The sequence below is a fragment of the Pantoea sp. alder81 genome (assembly GCF_020179835.1).
Lineage (GTDB): Bacteria > Pseudomonadota > Gammaproteobacteria > Enterobacterales > Enterobacteriaceae > Pantoea.
Map to the genome: position 1 here is coordinate 41860 of NZ_JAIUDA010000014.1, position 18930 is coordinate 60789.

The 18930-nt window shown below is 54.1% G+C and carries 16 protein-coding genes; 7 read left to right on the forward strand and 9 right to left on the reverse strand.

Annotated features, from left to right (window positions below):
- Positions 1 to 185: 185 nt before the first annotated feature.
- From LBW88_RS24810 to LBW88_RS24830, 5 genes are read right to left on the reverse strand one after another with little or no spacing between them, the layout of a single operon-like run.
- Positions 186 to 1652 carry an aldehyde dehydrogenase gene (locus LBW88_RS24810; RefSeq protein WP_224934527.1) on the reverse strand — a complete coding sequence of 489 codons (1467 nt, stop codon included), beginning with the start codon at positions 1650 to 1652 and terminating at the stop codon, positions 186 to 188.
- An 11-nt stretch (positions 1653 to 1663) separates the two neighbouring features.
- Positions 1664 to 2701, reverse strand: a complete 1038-nt coding sequence (locus tag LBW88_RS24815; RefSeq protein WP_224934529.1) for an LLM class flavin-dependent oxidoreductase — start codon at positions 2699 to 2701, stop codon at positions 1664 to 1666.
- Positions 2698 to 3639 (reverse strand): flavin reductase family protein, encoded by a 942-nt coding sequence (locus LBW88_RS24820; RefSeq protein ID WP_224934531.1) that lies wholly within the window; start codon positions 3637 to 3639, stop codon positions 2698 to 2700. Before LBW88_RS24820 ends, LBW88_RS24815 begins: the two co-directional genes overlap by 4 nt.
- A gap of 3 nt (positions 3640 to 3642) precedes the next feature.
- The gene (locus LBW88_RS24825; RefSeq protein WP_224934532.1) at positions 3643 to 4470 is read right to left on the reverse strand and encodes an alpha/beta fold hydrolase; all 828 of its coding nucleotides are present in this window, start codon (positions 4468 to 4470) and stop codon (positions 3643 to 3645) included.
- On the reverse strand, positions 4442 to 5044 hold the full coding sequence (locus LBW88_RS24830; protein WP_224934534.1) for an amino acid synthesis family protein: 603 nt from the start codon (positions 5042 to 5044) through the stop codon (positions 4442 to 4444). The genes LBW88_RS24825 and LBW88_RS24830 overlap by 29 nt, the downstream gene beginning before the upstream one ends.
- 518 nt (positions 5045 to 5562) lie before the next feature.
- Here LBW88_RS24830 and LBW88_RS24835 point away from each other — a divergent pair.
- Both LBW88_RS24835 and LBW88_RS24840 read left to right on the forward strand, forming a co-directional pair.
- Positions 5563 to 6243, forward strand: coding sequence for a GntR family transcriptional regulator (locus LBW88_RS24835; RefSeq protein ID WP_224934536.1), 681 nt, complete (start codon positions 5563 to 5565; stop codon positions 6241 to 6243).
- Entirely contained in the window at positions 6243 to 6530 is a 288-nt protein-coding gene (locus tag LBW88_RS24840) for a DUF1330 domain-containing protein (RefSeq protein WP_224934538.1), read from the forward strand. The genes LBW88_RS24835 and LBW88_RS24840 overlap by 1 nt, the downstream gene beginning before the upstream one ends.
- 92 nt (positions 6531 to 6622) lie before the next feature.
- Here the strand turns inward: LBW88_RS24840 and LBW88_RS24845 are convergent, their stop codons facing one another.
- On the reverse strand, positions 6623 to 7465 hold the full coding sequence (locus LBW88_RS24845; protein WP_224934540.1) for a helix-turn-helix domain-containing protein: 843 nt from the start codon (positions 7463 to 7465) through the stop codon (positions 6623 to 6625).
- Positions 7466 to 7808: 343 nt separating this feature from the next.
- Between LBW88_RS24845 and LBW88_RS24850 the strand changes: the two genes are divergently transcribed.
- The 5 genes from LBW88_RS24850 (at position 7809) to LBW88_RS24870 (ending at position 15608) form a co-directional block, all read left to right on the forward strand.
- Entirely contained in the window at positions 7809 to 9935 is a 2127-nt protein-coding gene (locus LBW88_RS24850) for a TonB-dependent siderophore receptor (RefSeq protein WP_224934542.1), read from the forward strand.
- A 17-nt stretch (positions 9936 to 9952) separates the two neighbouring features.
- A complete protein-coding gene (locus LBW88_RS24855) occupies positions 9953 to 11047 on the forward strand; it encodes an ABC transporter substrate-binding protein (RefSeq protein ID WP_224934544.1) in 1095 nt (364 codons plus the stop codon).
- A 46-nt stretch (positions 11048 to 11093) separates the two neighbouring features.
- On the forward strand, positions 11094 to 12809 hold the full coding sequence (locus tag LBW88_RS24860) for an ABC transporter ATP-binding protein/permease (protein WP_224934546.1): 1716 nt from the start codon (positions 11094 to 11096) through the stop codon (positions 12807 to 12809).
- 101 nt (positions 12810 to 12910) lie between these two features.
- The gene (locus LBW88_RS24865) at positions 12911 to 14551 is read left to right on the forward strand and encodes an ABC transporter ATP-binding protein (protein WP_224934548.1); all 1641 of its coding nucleotides are present in this window, start codon (positions 12911 to 12913) and stop codon (positions 14549 to 14551) included.
- Between the two features lie 211 nt (positions 14552 to 14762).
- Entirely contained in the window at positions 14763 to 15608 is an 846-nt protein-coding gene (locus tag LBW88_RS24870; protein WP_224934550.1) for a sugar phosphate isomerase/epimerase family protein, read from the forward strand.
- A gap of 4 nt (positions 15609 to 15612) precedes the next feature.
- Here LBW88_RS24870 and LBW88_RS24875 read toward each other — a convergent pair whose 3' ends face one another.
- The 3 genes from LBW88_RS24875 to LBW88_RS24885 form a co-directional block, all read right to left on the reverse strand.
- Complete coding sequence (locus LBW88_RS24875) at positions 15613 to 16593, reverse strand: LacI family DNA-binding transcriptional regulator (RefSeq protein ID WP_224934551.1); 981 nt, start codon at positions 16591 to 16593, stop codon at positions 15613 to 15615.
- A gap of 119 nt (positions 16594 to 16712) precedes the next feature.
- The gene (locus tag LBW88_RS24880; protein ID WP_224934553.1) at positions 16713 to 17864 is read right to left on the reverse strand and encodes a Gfo/Idh/MocA family protein; all 1152 of its coding nucleotides are present in this window, start codon (positions 17862 to 17864) and stop codon (positions 16713 to 16715) included.
- Positions 17865 to 18926 carry a sugar phosphate isomerase/epimerase family protein gene (locus LBW88_RS24885; protein ID WP_224934555.1) on the reverse strand — a complete coding sequence of 354 codons (1062 nt, stop codon included), beginning with the start codon at positions 18924 to 18926 and terminating at the stop codon, positions 17865 to 17867.
- Between the last annotated feature and the right edge of the window lie 4 nt (positions 18927 to 18930).

Consider the following 18930-nt stretch of genomic DNA (forward strand, 5'->3'; position numbering starts at 1 on the left):
TTTTCGTCTTCTTATTAAAGAATTGGCGTTTAGACTCCCGGTGCTATTTAATGCTTAACAACTGTACATGTGACGGTCGTCATAAATAACGACGCTGAAAATTCCAACGTTATTTCTGGTAGAGTGCGCATTGATAAATGCAAACCAGATTCCCGCAGGTGCGCATGTAAGCGCACCTTAACCCCTCAGCGCATAATAAAAGGATCCGCAATCGGCTCATCGCTGGTTCGCAGCCAGACAGTTTTCGTGGTGGTGTATTCCAGCGCCGCATCAATACCCCCTTCACGACCAAAGCCGGACTTACCGTAACCACCAAAAGGCGCCAGCGGCGATACCACACGGTAGGTGTTCAGCCACACCACCCCGCTGCGCAACTTACGCGTCACACGGTGCGCACGCGTCAGATTTTGCGTAAATACGCCGGCGGCCAGACCATATTCCGTGCCATTTGCCAGACGAATCGCGTCGGCTTCATCTTCAAAGGTCAGCACCGACAACACCGGTCCAAATAATTCCTGCACCACGCTTTCTGCATTCGGTACGGCGCTGCAATCGAGAATGGTGGGCGGATAATAGAAACCAGGGCGATCAACCGGCTGATTGCCGATCACCAGACGCGCACCCTGCTCGATGCTGCGATTAACAACCTGCTCAATATTGCTTTTTTGCTTGTCGGTACACAGCGGGCCAAACTGGGTTTCCTGCTGCTGCGGGCAGCCAATCACGATCCCGCGTACCTTGCTGACCAGCTTTTCCAGAAACACGTCTTTGATTTGTTCATCCACCAGCAGACGCGAACCCGCTACACAGCTTTGTCCCGAGGCAGAGAAGATCGCCGCCACCTGCGCATTGGCTGCACTGTCCAAATCGGCATCGGCAAACACGATAAACGGTGATTTCCCGCCTAATTCCAGGGAGGTACTCGCCAGGTTTTCCGCGCTGTTACGAATGATGTGACGTGCCGTATCTGCGCCACCAGTAAAGGCAATGTGATCAACCAGCGGGTGCTGTGTCAGCACCGTGCCACATCCTTCAGCAAATCCGGTGATCACGTTGATGACGCCAGCCGGGAAACCGGCCTCATGCACCAACTCCGCGAAAGCCAGAAGTGGCGTTGGGGCAACTTCTGCCGCTTTCACCACCACCGTACAGCCGGCCGCGATGGCAGGGCCGATTTTTACCGCTGAGAGAAACAGCTGGCTGTTCCAGGGAATAATGGCTGCCACCACGCCCACCGGTTCGCGTTTGATCCAGGTTTCCATATCGGCCTTATCAATGCTCAGCGTGGTGCCGTCCATCTTGTCCGCCAGCCCGGCATAGAAGCGGTAGTATTCAGCCACGTAGGCAATCTGCGCCTGGGTTTCACGGATGATTTTGCCGGTATCGAGCGTTTCCAGGCGTGCCAGCTTCGGCGCGTCACGTTCGATCAAATCCGCCAGCTTCAACAGCAATTTGCCGCGCGCACCGGCGGTTAACCCACGCCACGCGTCAGATTCAAAAGCACGTGCCGCAGCCTGAACTGCGCGGTCGGTTTGCTCGCTGCGCGCTTCGGCAATGCTGGCCCACGGCTCGGCGATGGCCGGATTCAGCGAGGTAAACGTCGCTGCACCCGCGTCAAATTGGCCATCGATGTAGAGTTTGAAGGATTCCATGACGTCTCCGCTTAATGAAATGCTGGGGCAACGTGTTTAATGAAGCGTTCCAGCGACGCTTTCTTACGATCAAAGGTCATACCGCTGTCCAGCCACAAGGCGTACTCATCGTAGCCCATCGCCTCGTAGTTTTTCAGGCGCGCGATCACCTGATCAGGATTACCGATGGCGAGATTTTTGCGCATGCCTTCTACGCTGTAATACGTGTTCGCCGCGATCTCTTCTTCTGTCAGCGGCTTAATCAAGCCTTGTTCAACCGGACGCTCGTTCTTGAACCAGGCACCGAAGTAGTTATAAAAACGATTGAGTTCAACAGCGGCTTGCTGCGCATCTGCCTCATCCTCGGCAATGTATCCATGCTGCAACAGCATGATCTTCAGCGGCTGCTCGGGTGCGTATTCACGGCATGCGTCTTTAAACGTGGTGATCAGACGCGTGATCTCATCCTCTCCCTGATGCAACGGCGTACACTGCACGTTGCAACCGTTCTTCACCGCAAACTCATGACTGTTTGGATCGCGGGCGGCGACCCAGATCGGTGGATGGGGCTGCTGTTTTGGCTGTGGCGATGAAGTTGTGGACGGGAAATTCCAGAACTCTCCCTTGTGTTCGTAATCCCCTTTCCACAACGCTTTCACCGCCGGAACCAGCTCACGCATACGCTGGCCAGCTTCCCAGGCATCCATACCCGGCATCAGGCGCTCGTATTCATACGAGTACGCACCGCGTGCAATTCCGAGATCCAGACGCCCTTTAGTGATCAAGTCCGTCATTGCCGCTTCACCCGCCAGGCGGACCGGATGGGTAAACGGCGCGATGATGGTGCCGGTACCGAGCCGCACATTTTGCGTGCGGCTGGCGATATCCACCAGATTGATAAACGGGTTCGGCGCGATAGTGAAGTTCATGCCGTGGTGTTCGCCGGTCCAGATGGCGTGCAAACCGCCTTTATCCGCGATTTCACACAGCTCCATCATTTCATCGTACAGCTGGTCCTGCGCGTCATCCGCTGACACGCGTTCCATATGCAGGAACAGGGAAAGTTTCATACCACCTCCTGATGAGACGGAGTAAAGAAGTGGCGCACTGAGCCCTCAACTTCATCGCCGTAATAAAGGCCGTAATTACCGACGGCATTTTCGCGGATAAACCGATCGACCAGCGATTTCAACGCGCTGTCCGGCACCGGCAGTTGTGCCAGCGTGTGGACATCCACCCATTCGCCCTGCTGCACCGCTGGCAAGGTGCTGCCGGTCGGTTGTGCACAGAGGAACACGATATGCTGCTGTTTCTTGTGGCGGTCTTCCCAAATGGAGTAGACAAAACCCGGGCTGGCTTCGATGTTGAGTCCATCGAACACCTGCTTCAGAGTTTCACTGACGCTGCGGTTGTTCACCGTTTGCGACGGCAGGCCGTAACCATTCTCTTTTTTCACCACCAGCGCCTGGCCCGCCGATTCAATCAACGCACTGACCACCACGTTAGGGCCGGCAATCAGGGACTCGGCGTTCTGATAAGGCGTGAAGTACGCGCCGCGATAGTAGCCCAGCCCCGGGGTGCCGCAGGAATCGAACTGCTCAACTTTGCCGATCAGGATCGCGTGGTCACCGGCGTCCACCACCTGATGCATCGCACATTCAAACCAGGCGGAGCTGTCATCCAGCAACGGCGTGTTGCACTCCCCTTTACGCCACTTCACCAATGAGAAGCGATCGGCAATCTTCTGCGCGAAGATATTCGACGTCTCTTTCTGCTGTTCCGCCAGGATGTTAATAGCGAAGTGCGGGCACTGGGTGAAGTTGTCGAAATTCGCGGAGCGCTTATCTATGCTCACCAGCAGCAGCGCGGGATCGAGCGATACCGAAGAAAACGAATTGGCGGTGAAGCCAATCGGCTGTCCCTGTGCATCGTTGGTGGTGACCACGGTGACGCCGGTCATGAAGGCGCCAAAGGCGTCGCGTAACTGTCTGCGTTTATCTGCGTCCATAAGTTACTCCTTTACAGGCTCTTTTTGCGTGACGGCGGCAGCAACCGGATTGAGGAACGATAAAATCTCTTCGTTCACGCGGTCGGCATCCGTCAGATTCAACATGTGTTTAGCGTTAGCGACCACCACCGCCTGCCCCTGGCGCGCGGCCTGGGCCATCTGGCGCGTCATGTCTGGATTCGAATTGGCATCCAGTTCACCGGTCATCACCAACACCGGACATTGCATTTCGTTCCAGCGTTCTGAATAAAAGCGATCTCCGGCCGCAAACGCCTGATAGGCGCGGGCATAGCCGTCGAGATTCACCTGCTGCAACCACGTGCCCACTTTTTTACGCAGGGGTTGTTCGTGGTGATCGTCACTGAACCAGCGGTCCAGAGGGGCATCGAGCCGAACATTGCCGCTGGCCAGCTCTTGTGCCCGCTGCAGCACCGCGTTGCGTGCCGTGTCGTTACGTTTAAACACGCCGCTCATCACAATGGCGTGATTCACCAGCTGCGGATAATCGATGGCGATACCGGCGGTGATCAGTGCGCCCATTGAGTGCCCGGCCACGGCAAAGCTGGGCTCAGGCTGTGATTTCAGGAACAGGGCCAGCCACTGCACGTAATCTTTCAACGTGGCGGGATGACGAAAACCGCTGCTTTCGCCATGACCCGGCATATCCACCGCGATCACGCGGAAATAGCGACTCAGCACGTCCATTTGCGGGAACCAGGCGTCAGCGTTCATGCCGACGCCGTGGATCAACACCAGCGGCGCGCCCTGTCCAGCCTCCAGGTAACCCACCTGGAGACCTAACTCAGATAGCTGCTGGGTTTTTCTGGTCATGGCCTAACTCTTTCAGGTCAAGGTAACGGTTGCCGATACGATGATGCGGACGGCCGCCCAGTGCCGCGCCCAGCGCGATCACAATCTCATCGCTGAATGGCGCATCGTTGATGTTGAACTGCATGGTGAGATAGTGCTCACGCGTGCCTTCGTCATCAGTGCCCATCATTGGCACCAGAATGGGCGTATTGGCTGGACCGCGTGTGTTGTTAAAGGCCAGATAGGTTTTACCCTTTACCGCTGAGCGGTAATGGTTGCCGAAATGCAGGGTGTGAATCAGCGCTGACGCGTGTTCCAGTTCGCCGTTCAGACCGACGACGGCGCTTTTGCCATAAGCCACAACCTTGTCGCCGCCGCCCGCTTCTTTCACGATTAACCCGGTCAGTAACTCGCCCAACACGGGTGCCATTTCTCGAATCTTAGGAGCGAGATCTTCCACGAAACCCTCGCCTGCCCACGGATTTTTCACCACGACAGCCGCCGCAATCATCACCAGCGGTGTCGTCGCCGCTTTGCCGCCGTCGGAGTAAATGGTCTCGGTGGTAACGAACGTCTTGCGTATATCTGGATGCATGGTCAGAACCTCATTCAAGTTAACGGTTTGTTAATCTGGTGTGTCGGGAAGTGATATAACACTGAGATTTCTGGCATGTCAAAAGTTGGTATACCATAATACGGTATTAAAATTTGCAGGCGATTTTGCTTTGCTTTAGCGACGCAAAACCCCGCCATGACTGGGAGATGGTGGACAATAGGGCAATGCGTAACAGGCGATTTGATAGGCTAGATGAGTGTGACTGAGGTCATAAAATTCACACTAAGTATCGTAGCAGGCGTTTCATAACGGTATGAATTCACGAGATTTTGATTATTCCTCAAGAATATTTTTATTTCGTGCTCAGACCGCATGATGAAACTGTGAGCTAACACTGATTTCAACGGGCGCGTCGGTGAGGAGTCGATTGAAGGTGGTGGCAAAGAGAGTTAAGGCGGCGTTGCTTTCAGAACGGAAACAGTGCTAATAGTTAAAACGCTTGCAGGACATGACATTGACTTCAGGCTGAATTTTTAAATTTCAACGAAGAGACGATTATGGATGCGAGTCATTCCCTAAAAATTGAAAATACGCCGGTGACGTTACGGGAACTGGCACTGGCCAAAGTTCGTCAGGCCATTATCTCGGGATATTTTAAAGCCGGCGACCGTTTGGTTGAACGCTCACTGTGTGATGAATTAGGTGTAAGCCGCACGGTGGTGCGCGAAGTGATTCGCTATCTGGAAGCGGAAGGTTTAATTGAAAACCTGCCGAAAAAAGGCCCGATTGTGGCGATATTAACCTGGGAAGTGGCCGAGCAGATTTACGATATTCGTATCCTGCTGGAATCTGAAGCGGCGAAGGATTGCGCAAAAATAGCCACCAGCAGTGATAAAAAGAATCTTCACAAGAAACTCCTGCGCATTGCTAAAGCCTCGCACGATCATGATGATATTGAACGCGTTGAAGCGTCTCAGGCCTTTTATGAAGAACTCTTTTCCATTGCAAAACATCATATTGCGTGGGAAATCGTCCAGCGCCTTAATAGTCGTATCAGCCGACTGCGCGCACTGACCCTGCGCAGCCCCGAGCGTCAGGTGGCGGGTTTTGAGCGTATGTCGCGTATTTATGAAGCGATTGAAGAAAACGATGCCGAACAAGCGAAAGAGGCCGTCAAACAGCATCTTTCTGAAGCGGCCACGCTAGCTAAATCTATTCTGACTGCTGAGGAGAAATAATGTCTGCATATTGGATCGCCCACGTCAATATTGATGATGCACAGCAGTACCAAAATTATATTGAGCTGGCACCGCTTGCGTTTAAAAAATATCAGGCGAAGTTTATTGCCCGCGGGGAAAATGCCACCTCACTTGAGGGCGAAGCATTTAAGAAGCATGTGATCATTGAATTTCCCGATTATCAAACAGCGCTGGACTGCTATCACTCGGACGAGTATCAGTTAGCCAAAAAGCAGCGTGAGAACGTGGCAACAGCCATGATCACTATTGTGGATGGGCTGGTGTAGGCTTTTGCCTCACTCCACTGGCTTGATTTGACATGATATTCCTCAGTCCAAATGCGGGTTTAAGCTAAGTAACCAGGACGCTTCCACGCGCTTCAACCCCGCATATCCTTAGGTGCAAAGCCATATTTTTTGCGGAAAGCGACAGAGAAATGAGCGGGCGAATAACCAACCTGATAGGCCACTGAAGAGACGCTGGCTTCCCCTGTCGACAACATACGCCATGCGGTTTCGAGTCGCAGCGTTTGCAAATAGCCGTATATGCTCTGATTAAACAGGCGTCGGAACCCAGCGGTGAGTTTGCGGGTATTCAGGCCAACTTTGGCACTGAGATCACGAATGGAGGGAGGTGAGTCGATGTGCTCCGCGAGCAAATTTTTCACATCATGCAGCCGGGCAATATCGCAGGAGCTTAAACGTAATGTTGATTGCTGCAACGTTATGTCTTCACTGACCAAACTATCCAGCGTGTGAGCGACGATCTCCAGCGCCTTGCCCGTCATATACAGCTGCCGTGCAACGCCTTGCAGTGGGTTGGTAAACAGTTGCGCTCTCAGACCGTTCAGACATTTTGGCGTCGTCTGAATGCGCATGCCAGGATTTGCGGATAAATCGAGCTGCATGCCTGCAGTCAGTGTGTTGATGGAGTCGGCGCAAAGATGCTGACTTAACGAGTGTGTAGAAATATTCACTGCGGTGTAACTCAGATTCGCACCAGGCAGTAAGCACTGACTTGCGTGCGCTAAATCCTGACTCCAGACAGCACAAAGTGCCGGACCTTTGATATGCCGCTCTGCTTGCTGAGGAAAACGGCACAGCAATTCACCGCTCTCAATAATGATAATTTTTAGCCCCACAAACAGCTGCTCATCCTGCCAGATCGCCCGCTGCAGATTAACGCTGCCGCTAGTGAGTGAAATATCACCTCGCAACAACATCTGTACTCCGCCATCACCTCGCTGGCTAAGTTTGCTTTTTCTGGCGGAAAGCTTCTGAGAATCCATCTTTGACCCTACCGTGAAATGAGTGATATTGATTATCATTCTCAATGTAAGCGTTTTGTAAATGCCTGTCCATGGGTATATCGAAACGCAAACCGTCGGTTGGCAGCAGAATCAGCACAGATCCTAAATTGACTTCCCGGCCACGCCGGGAAGTTTCATTTTGCGTGTTTTTCTAAAGAAAGAGTTCGGCAAGCGAAAGTGTTGCTGATTGTCTGTCCACATTCTCACTGACACACTTTTAGCCGACAAAAAAGTCGCTTCTATTGTGGAGAATACCTTGGAAAACAATAATAAAAATTGGGCGCGCTGGACCACGCCCCTTACCTGCCTGGCGCTGTTAATTAATGCCCATTGCGCGCTGGCAGAAGATACCTTGCAAGTCACGGCAGACAGCAAAACGGCACCAGAAAAAGGCTACGTTGCACAGACCAGCACAACGGGGAGCCGCACTAATGAATCCATTCTCGCCACGCCCCAGTCAGTATCGGTGATCACCCGCAGCGAAATGGACGATCGTAACGTGCAGAGCACCACCCAGGCCCTGCAATACACACCGGGAGTGTATGCCTCAACCTCTGCGATCTCGTCCCGCTTTGACTACTTCAACATCCGTGGTTTTGATTCAACACTGAACGGGACCTTGCTGGATGGATTGCGATCCACCACTCAGCAGTCCTACGTACGCTACGAACCTTACGGATTGGAACAAGTGGACGTGCTGCGTGGCCCCAATGGTTTCCTCTACGGCGCGGGATCGCCAGGCGGCATCATCAACGCCATCAGCAAGCGCCCCACCTTGAATGCACAACATGAAGTTGCCATTCAGACCGGCAGTCATGGCCGCATGCAGGGCCAGTTCGACACCTCCGGGCCGCTTAACGATGATAAAACACTGCTCTATCGCGTGATGGGTGTGGGGCGTGACAGTAATACCCAGTTCAACAACGTCCCGGATGACACCCTGTACCTGGCGCCTTCCTTGACCTGGCGTCCCGATGCAGACACCTCATTGACCGTATTGGCCTCGGTTAGCCGCAATAAATTTGGCCCACCACGCCCTTACCTGCCGCTGTATGGCACCTTACTCAGCAACCCTAACGGGCAGGTCAACCGCAACAGTTATCTTGATGGGACCAATCTCGATAACCATATGACCCAGAGCAATCTGGGTTACGAACTGGACCACCATTTTGGCGATCGCTGGACCTTCCATTCTGCCAGCCGCTACACCGAAACCGACCTGATGACGCAAACGCTTTCAGGCGCGTCGCTGGCGGCGGACATGCGCACGCTGAATCGCGTGGCCTATGAGTTCGGTATTAATGGGAAAGTCTTCGCCACTGATAACAACCTCAAGACCGAGTGGGATGCAGGGCCCGTACACGGTTCCAGTGTTGCGGGCGTGTCGTTCCGCCACACCGGGGAGGATTACTATCTGAACTATGGCCGGGCCAGCAGCATTGATATTTACCAGCCGACCGGTAATGGCCGCTTCCCGACGACCTCGCCGTATACCAGCACGCAGCAGAATGCTAACGAAACCGGCGTTTACCTCTCTAACAGCCTCGCGCTGTTCCAGCATCTGAACCTTGACCTCTCTGCGCGTCAGGATTGGGCTTCGGTGAACACCAAAAACCGCCTCAACGACACTTACACTTCGCAGGACGATCAGCGCTTCACCTGGCGGGCGGGCTTAAGCTGGATAACGGATATTGGTGTGGCACCTTATGTCAGTTATGCCACCTCGTTTGCGCCAGTGCTGGGCACCAATTTCTATGGTGAAACCTACAAACCCACCACCGGCAAAGAGTGGGAAGTCGGTGTGAAGTATCAGCCAGAACAGTTCGATGCGCTGTTTACGCTGGCATGGTTCGACCTGACGCAGGACAACGTGCAGACCACCGATCCCAACAATACGTTGAACAAAATTCAGACCGGACAGGTCACCTCGAAAGGGATCGAAGCCTCAGCCACTGCCAACCTCACCGACGACTGGAAGCTGATTGCCAGTTACAGCTGGAACAATCTTGAGACCAGTAAGACCACGGTGGCCGGTGCACAGGGCAAAACGCCCACCGCCATGCCTGAATACATGGCCTCTCTCTGGAGCAATTACACCGTTGCGAGTGGCCCGCTGGCTTCACTGGGCTTAGGCGCAGGTGTGCGCTATGTGGGCTCGACCTGGGCTGACACCAACAACACTATAAAAGTACCGGACTACACCCTGGTTGATGCCGCCATTCATTACGATCTGGGTCAAATCAATCCCCATCTCCATGGACTGAATGTGGCGCTCAACGCCAATAACCTGCTTAACAAGCATTATTGGGTGAGTTGCTCAACCACCACCTGCACCACCGGGTATGACCGCTCGTTAAGCGCCACTTTGTCCTATCGCTGGTAAGTTAAGGAAACATCATTATGAGAAAATCCAACCTGATAATGTTGCTGTGCGCATTCTGCCTGATGTGCAGTGCTTCTTCAGCGTGGGCAGCGATCACGGTCACCGATATGCTGCAGCGTAAGGTGACTCTGCCTGGTTCAGCAAAACGCGTGGTGCTGGGAGAGAGTCGCCACATCATTACGCTGGCGCTGCTGGAGAAAGATCCTTTCCATAATCTGGTGGGCTGGGGAGACGATCTCCAGCGCTACTCACCTTCTACCTGGGAGGCGATAAAAAAACAGTATCCCGCGGCTAGCCACATACCGGTGCTGGGCACCATGAACAGCGGCACCTTTTCTATGGAAGCGACGATCGCGGCTAAACCCGATCTGGTTATCTTCACCTTGTATGGGCCGATTCCACCGGGGCTCGATGCTCTGGATGCGGCCCACATTCCCTATGTGTTTGTTGATTTCTTCCGTAAACCGCTGGTAAACACCGTGCCGAGTCTGAAGATGCTCGGTCAGTTACTCGGCCAGGAAGCACAGGCCGAACAGGTGATCGCGTTCTGGCAACAGCACATGGATGAGGTTGCAAAACGCCTGGCAAATGTCAGCACGCGTCCCTCGGTATTTTTCCATCTCAATCCGGGTAAAGGCGATTGCTGCTTTACCTCTGGACCCAGCAATATGAGCGATTTCATTGCTGCGGCAGGTGGACATAACATTGGCGCCGACATGCTGAGCGCGCCGATCGGCAAACTGAACCCGGAATACATTCTGTCACGCAATCCTGATTTTTATCTGATGGGCGGTGGCTCTGCCGTGAGCCGCGACGGATTACAAATCGGCACCGGAGCCGATGCAAACCAGGTCGCCCAGAGCAGTCAGCATCTCCTGACCGCGTCAGAAATCGCCCATTTACCGGCGGTCAAAGCCGGGCATACGGGTGGCGTCTGGTTATTCTTCTTCGACAGCCCGCTCTATTTCATCGGGATCGAGGCCATGGCGAAAATGTTCCATCCCGCGCTGTTTGCTGATGTGCATCCTGAGGCGACGCTAAACACCGTGACCAGCAAGTGGTTGTCGGTGCCGCTGAAGGGCACATTCTGGACGGCACTGCCTGCGAAATAAGCACTGCAGGGCAGCGCAGTATTGCGCTGCCCTTGGAGAAACCACAATGAAATCACCCTCGAAGCTTCTGACGGCGCAGATCCTGCCCGCGCTGTCGCTTAACCTGCTGTCAGGCATACTGATCACCGCCAGCTATCTGCTGCAGGCACTGCTGTTCACGCAATTGATCATCGGGCTGAACGCATCCACATCTAATACGCTTATGACGCTGATGGTGATGCTGACGGGAAATGCACTGCTCAGGGCCGTGTTGATGGGTTTCAGGGCCATGCAAACCGAGCAGTTAGCCGCAAATGTGCGCACCCGTTTGCGCCAGCAACTGTTTCGCCCTCTGCTGGCACCGGGCTTTGACGTCATGCAACACCATTCAGCGACAAAATTACAGGCCACGCTGGTCGAGGGCGTGGAAGTAATGGAAGGATTTTACAGCCGCTATCTGCCCGCGCTGCTGCTGGCTTTACTTAGCGGTGCCGTCACGGTGATCACCCTGGCCAGTTTTGATTTGTTCTCGGGCGCGATATTGCTGCTGTTTATGGTGGCCTGTCCGGTACTGGATCATCTGTTTATGCGTCAGCAACGTCGGCATATTGTGGGTGTGTTTGCCGCCATGCAGCAGTTTGCAGAGGATTTGATGGATGCGCTACGCGGCATGCTGACACTGAAAGCCTGTAATGCTGTGCCACGCTTTCGCGCCAAAATAGCAGACCACGCGGCATCACTCCGCCGCGAATCCATGACAACCCTGCGAGTGACGATGATGCGTGGCGGTATCACTCGCTTCGTATCGCTACTCGGTACTTCCGGGCTTCTTATCATCAACGCCTGGCGCACCATGCAGGGTACTGTGGATCCCGCCCTGTTGCTAATGACGCTGTTTATCACCTGGGAGGCGTTTCGCCCTATCCTTCAACTGGAAACGGTATTCCATACCTTGTGGGCCGCGCAGGAGATGCGCCCGGCAATGCAGGAATTGGCCGCCTCCACTGCCACCCTCCACGACCCTGACTTTCCCCACCCGATGCCGGCTGGCAACACACTGCATTTAGAGGCGATCACTTATCGCTGGCCAGGTCAGCATCAGCCGCTTTTCAACAACCTGACGCTGACCATTGCAGAGAATCGCCACACCGCCTTTATCGGACCTTCAGGGTCGGGCAAGAGCACGCTGTTTCAGCTGATCACCCGATTTATCGCACCGCAATCAGGCGCGATTTTTTTGGGGGATGAGCCGATCAGTGAGCTTTCGATTGCCGCATTTCGCCGTCGTATCAGCTGGGTGTCGCAGCAGGTTTTCTTGATTGACGGCACCCTGGCTGAAAATTTACGGCTAGGCCGCCCTGACGTCACTGAAGCGGAAATCTGGCAGGCATTGCAGCAGGCGCAACTGGCAGAGTGGGTTCAATCACTGCCTCAGCGCCTGAATACACTGGTGGGGGAAAATGGCGGGCTGTTGTCCGGCGGGCAGCGGCAACGACTGGCTATCGCGCGCGCGTTACTCAAACAGTCCCCCATTCTCATTCTGGATGAAATCACCTCGAATCTTGATGTGGTCAACGAGGCAGCCATCCAACGGGTCATCTCATCACTCAGCGGTCATTGCACACTCATTAGCATTGCACATCGGCTGAACACCATTGCGCAAGCCGATCACATCGTGGTGCTGCAGGACGGTGACATCATCGAACAGGGTTCACCCGCCCGTCTGAGGTTTGAAAACGGCTATTACGCTTCGCTGCTTCAATCGCAGGAGACAATCCTTTGAACACCAACACGCCTCCCGTTGCCCCATCACTTTGGCGAGCGCTGCTTTCGCCCCTCAGGGCACATCAGTCTCGGCTCTTCTCCACACTGGCAGCAGGGATCGTGGCGCAATGCACAACCTTCACCTGCATGATTATCGCGGGCTGGATCTGCACCCTGGTGCTCAGCGGTTCATCGCCCGATACCTTGTGGTTCTTCACCGCTGTTCTGGCCTTCAGCGTGGTACTGACCGCGCTATCCCGCTGGGCTCTGGCGTGGTTATCACATGACCTGGCCTTCGCACTGATTGAAACACTGCAAATGAGTATCTTTGATGGCATCGCACGCGCTTCGCCTGGACGTTCACATCAGCAACGTATGGGAGACATAGCGGCTATAGCCACCAGCGATGCCGAGTTGATGGAGCGTTTTTATGCGCACATGCTGGTGGACTATCTCACCGCGTTTCTGATGCCTGGAATTGCCCTCGTGATATTGCTGTTCGTGAGCCCCTGGCTGTGTGTGATTTTTTTTCCTTGTATGTTGATGATTGTCGTGGCGCCGTTGTTTACTGCGCGATGGGCGAAAAAACAGGGGAAGGCCGTTGCAGAAAGCAAAAGCGTGTTAAACAGCCATATTGCCGAACTCGCACAGGGCTGGAGAGACATTCAGATGTTTGGTGCTGAATGTCGCTACAGCATGACGTTGCAACAGGCCAACGCCAGATTAAACAACGCGCAACGCAAATACGGGGCGCGTAGCGGACTGGAGCAGGGATTACGCGATGGCCTGATGGCGCTTTCACTGATTGCATTGCTAGTGGCCAGTCTTTACACCCATCCCCACACGGGTCTGCCGCTCACCTGGCTGCCGTTTATCCTCAGTATTGGCGCCGCGGCAATGGTTCCTCTGCTGGAAGTTTTGCAGGTCGGCGGGCAATGGGGCGCATTGAGAGCCAGTGCCGAGCGCATCTTCTTACTTCAGCAACTACCTGAACAGGTTCATGACGGCCAGGCTTCAGTTATCCCCAACGGACATCGACTGGAATTTAACAACGTCAGTTTTTGTTACCCGCAAAGCGATACCCCGGTGCTGAATAACCTGAGCTTCACCATTGAACCGGGAGAAAGAGTGGCCATAACGGGGATGTCGGGAAGCGGTAAGACCACCCTCGCCTATTTATTGCTGCGATTCTACGATCCAACATCAGGTACGCTTTCACTCGATGGCACAGATCTGTCGGCATTTAGCCTGAAAACGTTGCGACAGCAGATTGCATGGGTATCGCAGGAGAGTTGGCTGTTTAACGATACCATTGAGAACAACATTCGCCTGGGCCGCCCCGATGCCACCTTTAGCCAGATTGAACAGGCAGCGAAATCCGCCTGTGCGAATGAATTCATCTGCGCGTTGCCACAGAGTTATCAAACCATCTGCACAAAAGGCGGCGAAAATTTGTCGGGAGGCCAGCGGCAGCGTATCGCGTTGGCACGAGCTTTAGTCAGTGACGCACCGGTGATAATACTGGATGAAGTTTCTGCCGGTTTAGATGGGGAAAATGAGCGCCTTATCCTTGCCGCCCTTGAGTCTCTTCCCAAAACCCGCACCCTTATTATGATCGCGCATCGTATCCCGATGCTGAAATCCGCCGAACGCATCCTGCTGTTAGCTAACGGACAAATCGCAGCATCTGGCAGTTTCGATGCGTTAACCGCTCATGGCGCATCTCTTTCATCATTGCTGGAAAATACGCTAGAGAAGTAAGTGCTCGGGATATCACGTGCTGCCAGTTCCTGTAGCACGTGCCCAATTTTTAGGGCCTTGGTGACGCCTCAATATTTAGTGTCACCAAAACCATCGACTTTAACCGCCTCATAATCTGAACACAGATCACAAAATCAGCATGGATAATTTTGTAATCGATTACTTTAAGCTAATTTGTAATCGATTACTTTTTATAAGGAGCTGAATAAAGATGAAAAAATTGATGGTTTTGGCTGGGATGTTGTCCATGTTGAGTGCAATGCCCTCACAGGCGTCAGCAGCAGGCGTTGAAGATGAAATTGGACTGCAGATGTACACCTTACGCAACGTTGGCACCCCGGAAGAACAGTTCGCCATGGCTCATAAAGCGGGCTTCGAGCACGTTGAGCTGGTAGGCACCCATGGTCTGGAAGCCAAAGAGCTGAAATCCTTGCTGGATAAAAATCACCTGACCGTGACCTCTTCTCACGTGCAATTAACGGCACTGGAAAGCGACTACGCGCAGACCGTCACGTTCAATAAAGCGGTAGGCAATCACACCATCGTGGTTCCGTGGATCAAACCGGAAGATCGCCCTGACAGCACCAAAGCATGGATCGACTATGCACAACGCCTGGATAAACTCGGTGCGAAACTGCGTAAAGACGGCATGCAACTCGCTTATCACAACCATAATTTCGAGATGAAAAAGTACGATGGCGTGACCGCACTGGAGATCATCTTCAATCATTCACGGGCAGAAAATCTGAAACTGGAGATGGACGCGGCGTGGGTTTCACGCGGCGGTCAGGATCCGGCGCGCATTTTGAAAGAGTATCCGGGACGGATCTATGCCATTCACGCTAAGGATAATTCGTCGATTGGTATCCGCGACGATGAGATGAATTTTGCGCCGCTGGGCGAAGGCTTGCTGGACTGGAAAACCATTCTGCCTGCCGCCAAAGCCAGCCGCGTGAAGTGGTTTATCATCGAGCACGATAAACCGAAGGATGCCTGGAGCATCATCACCACTTCACATCAGAATCTGCGTGCGGCGCTGGAAAAACTGCCGCATTAAGCGATCAGGCACTGGCGCGCACAATCAGGCGCCAGTCCATCATGACGCGTTCAGTTGGCGATTGCGGGTCGTCTATCTTCTGTAGCAGCAGGCTGAACGCGGTACGCCCGATATCGCGCGATGGCTGCGCGATGGTGGTCAGAGGCGGGGAGATCATTTCAGCCAGTTCCGACCCGTCAAAGCCGGCAACGGCGATATCCTGCGGGACTCGATGCCCGGCGGCCTGAATGGCGGCCATCGCCCCGGCTGCCAGTGTGTCGGAGACGGCAAATATCGCATCAGGCTGCGTATCGGCGCTGAGTAAGGCTTCCATCGCGCGCTTGCCAGCATTAAAGCTCAGCTCACTCGCGTAACTCACCGCCTGCCAGGACAGACCACGTTGTTCCAGCTCCTGCTGATAACCCTGCTGACGCAGTTGGGCGTACTTATAGCTCAAATCATGATTGATCAGAGCAATACGTTTACGTCCGCTGGACACCAAATGCGCCACCAGCTGGCGCGATGCATGGACATCATCAATACCGACACAGGAGATGTCGCCGGCATCGGCGTACTCGGCACACTGCACCCAGGGCATATTGCCAATCAGCTGTGTCAGTTCAGTTAAGGTAGTGAATGCGTCCATGGTGATCACACCATCCACCATTTTGCCTGCCAGCAGCTGCAGACTTGAGCGGGAGCGATTGATGTCCGACCCTGAGTTACACAGCAGAATGCGATAACCGTTCTGCTCGGCCTGCTCTTCGATACCTTTCACGATTTCAGCGCAAAACGGGTTGGAGATATCAGAAACCAGCACCAGCACCATGGAGCTCCGCGCCGTACGCAGCTGACGAGCCAACAGGTTTGGCTGGTAGTTGCTGGCTTTAATGGCCTCCAGCACCTTATCCCGGTTTTTATCCTTAACGGTGTCACTGTTGTTAAGCACGCGTGACACCGTGGCCACGGAAACACCGGCCAGCTTCGCGATTTTCTGAATGGACATGATGACTCAACTTCCTGCGTCAGTTTCTGAATTGCAGGCTACCATAAATCGACGCGTGACAATAAGTTAGGCGGGTTGGCTTATGCGGAAGTTCAGGCGCGCCGAAACGCGCCTGTGTATCAAATGCTGACGTCGACCCAGCGTTGATCGCGATGACTTTGTACAATCGCCTCAACGATGGCCATCACCTGCGCGCCGTCGCTGAAGTCGGCAAAGTGCCGTTCATCTTGCGCCGGCATTTCACCCTTCTCCACCGCCTGATAAAACTGCTGCATCATGGCGCGAAATGCATCTGGCCAGCCTTCGATGTGTCCGCCAGGAAAGCGGGCACGAGCGGCTACATCGCGGTTCATCAATGCTGCATCGTCCGTCAGGGTTTGATTGGCCTGATGACGATGACCGATCCACAACTGCTGTGGCACTTCCTGATCCCACGCCAGCGAGGCCTGACTGCCGCTCACCTCCAGATAGAGACGATTTTTGCGCCCCGCCGCCACCTGTGACACGCTCAAACAGCCTTTACTGCCATCGTCGAAACGTAGCAGCACAAATCCCAGATCTTCCGTATTCACCGGACAATCCTGATACTGAGCCTGCTGTGTCTGCGCACTGAAGGTTGTCTGGCCCGCCAGATTGGCTTTGCGAGTTGGCCAAACGATGGCGAGATCGGCCATCACTGCCACTATCTTGCGGCCTGTGACAAACTGAATGGTGTCGCACCAGTGAGAACCGATATCCGCTACCGCACGCGATGCACCGCCTTTGTCGGCTTCCACGCGCCAGTTATAGTCCGTCTCTTCCAGCATCCAGTCCTGTAAGTAGCTGCCCTGAACGGCAAAGGTGCGGCCCGTTTCGCCGCTGCGCACCATGCTCGCGGCTTGCTGCACCATGGCAAACTGTCGGTACACAAAGCTAACACCGTTGACCACGCCTGCCTGTTCTGCCAGTGCCACTAATTCACGCGCTTCGTGCATCGTCATACAAAGTGGTTTTTCCGAGAACAGGTGTTTGCCGGCGAGCAAAACCAGCTTATTGATGGCGGCATGGAGGTGGTTGGGCGTGCAATTGTGCACCGCATGCAGATCTGGATGCTGCAGAAAGGTGACAACGTCACTATAGGCGTGCGGCACGTGCAATTGCGCCGCCTGTGCTTGTGCTTTCTCCAGCGATGAGTCACATAGCGCTACAACATTGATGTTGCCCAGACGCCGCAATGCCTCAATGTGTGCGGGGCCGATAAATCCACTGCCGATAATCCCGACATTAATCATTTACGACTCCTCCTTAAGTCCGAGCTGCGCACGGATACTGCCGTTGTCATCTTGCGCGGCAAAATCATCGAAGGCGCGGCTGGCGACCGGAATGATGTGACGTTGAATGAACTCAGCTCCTTCCCGTGCGCCGGTTTCCGCATCTTTCAGGCAGCATTCCCACTCCAGCACCGCCCAGCCGTTGAAATCGTACTGCGCCAGTTTGCTGAAGATGCTTTTGAAATCGATCTGTCCGTCGCCTGGCGAACGGAAACGCCCGGCGCGATCGATCCAGTTTTGATAGCCGCCATACACCCCGCTGCGGCCGTTGCGCTGATATTCCGCATCTTTGACGTGGAAGGCTTTGATACGAGAGTGATAGATATCGATAAACTGCAGGTAATCAATGTGCTGAAGATGCAGATGGCTGGGATCAAACAGGATATTGCAACGAGGATGGTGCTTTACCTGTTCAAGAAAACGCTCAAAGGTGGCGCCATCGTGCAGATCCTCGCCCGGGTGTAATTCGTAACACACATCTACGCCATGCTGATCATAAACATCCAGCACCGGCTGCCAGCGGCGAGCAAGTTCTTTAAAAGCCTCATCCAGCAACTGCGGGTTGTGCGGCGGCCACGGGTAGACATAGGGCCAGGCGAGCGAGCCGGAGAACGTGGCATGCGCAGTCAGCCCCAACTTACTGGAGGCGGCTGCGGCATGTTTAACCTGCTCAATCGCCCAGGCCGTGCGTGCTTCTCGCTTGCCGCGCACGTGTGCCGGTGCAAAATTATCGAAAGCGGCATCATGCGCAGGATGCACGGCGATCAACTGCCCCTCCAGATGCGTCGATAATTCGCTGATACTCAATCCATACTGCTTCAGCAATCCCAGCACCTCATCGCAGTAGGTCTGACTGGTGGCCGCGCGTTGCAGATCGAAGATTGCCGGGTGATTGCATGGGATCTGCAATGCCTGAAATCCCAAAGCGGATGCCCATTTCGCCAGTCCTTCCAGTGAATTGAACGGGGCATCAGCGCCGATAAACTGTGAAAGGAAAATGCCCGGACCTTTTAACGTTTTCAAAAAC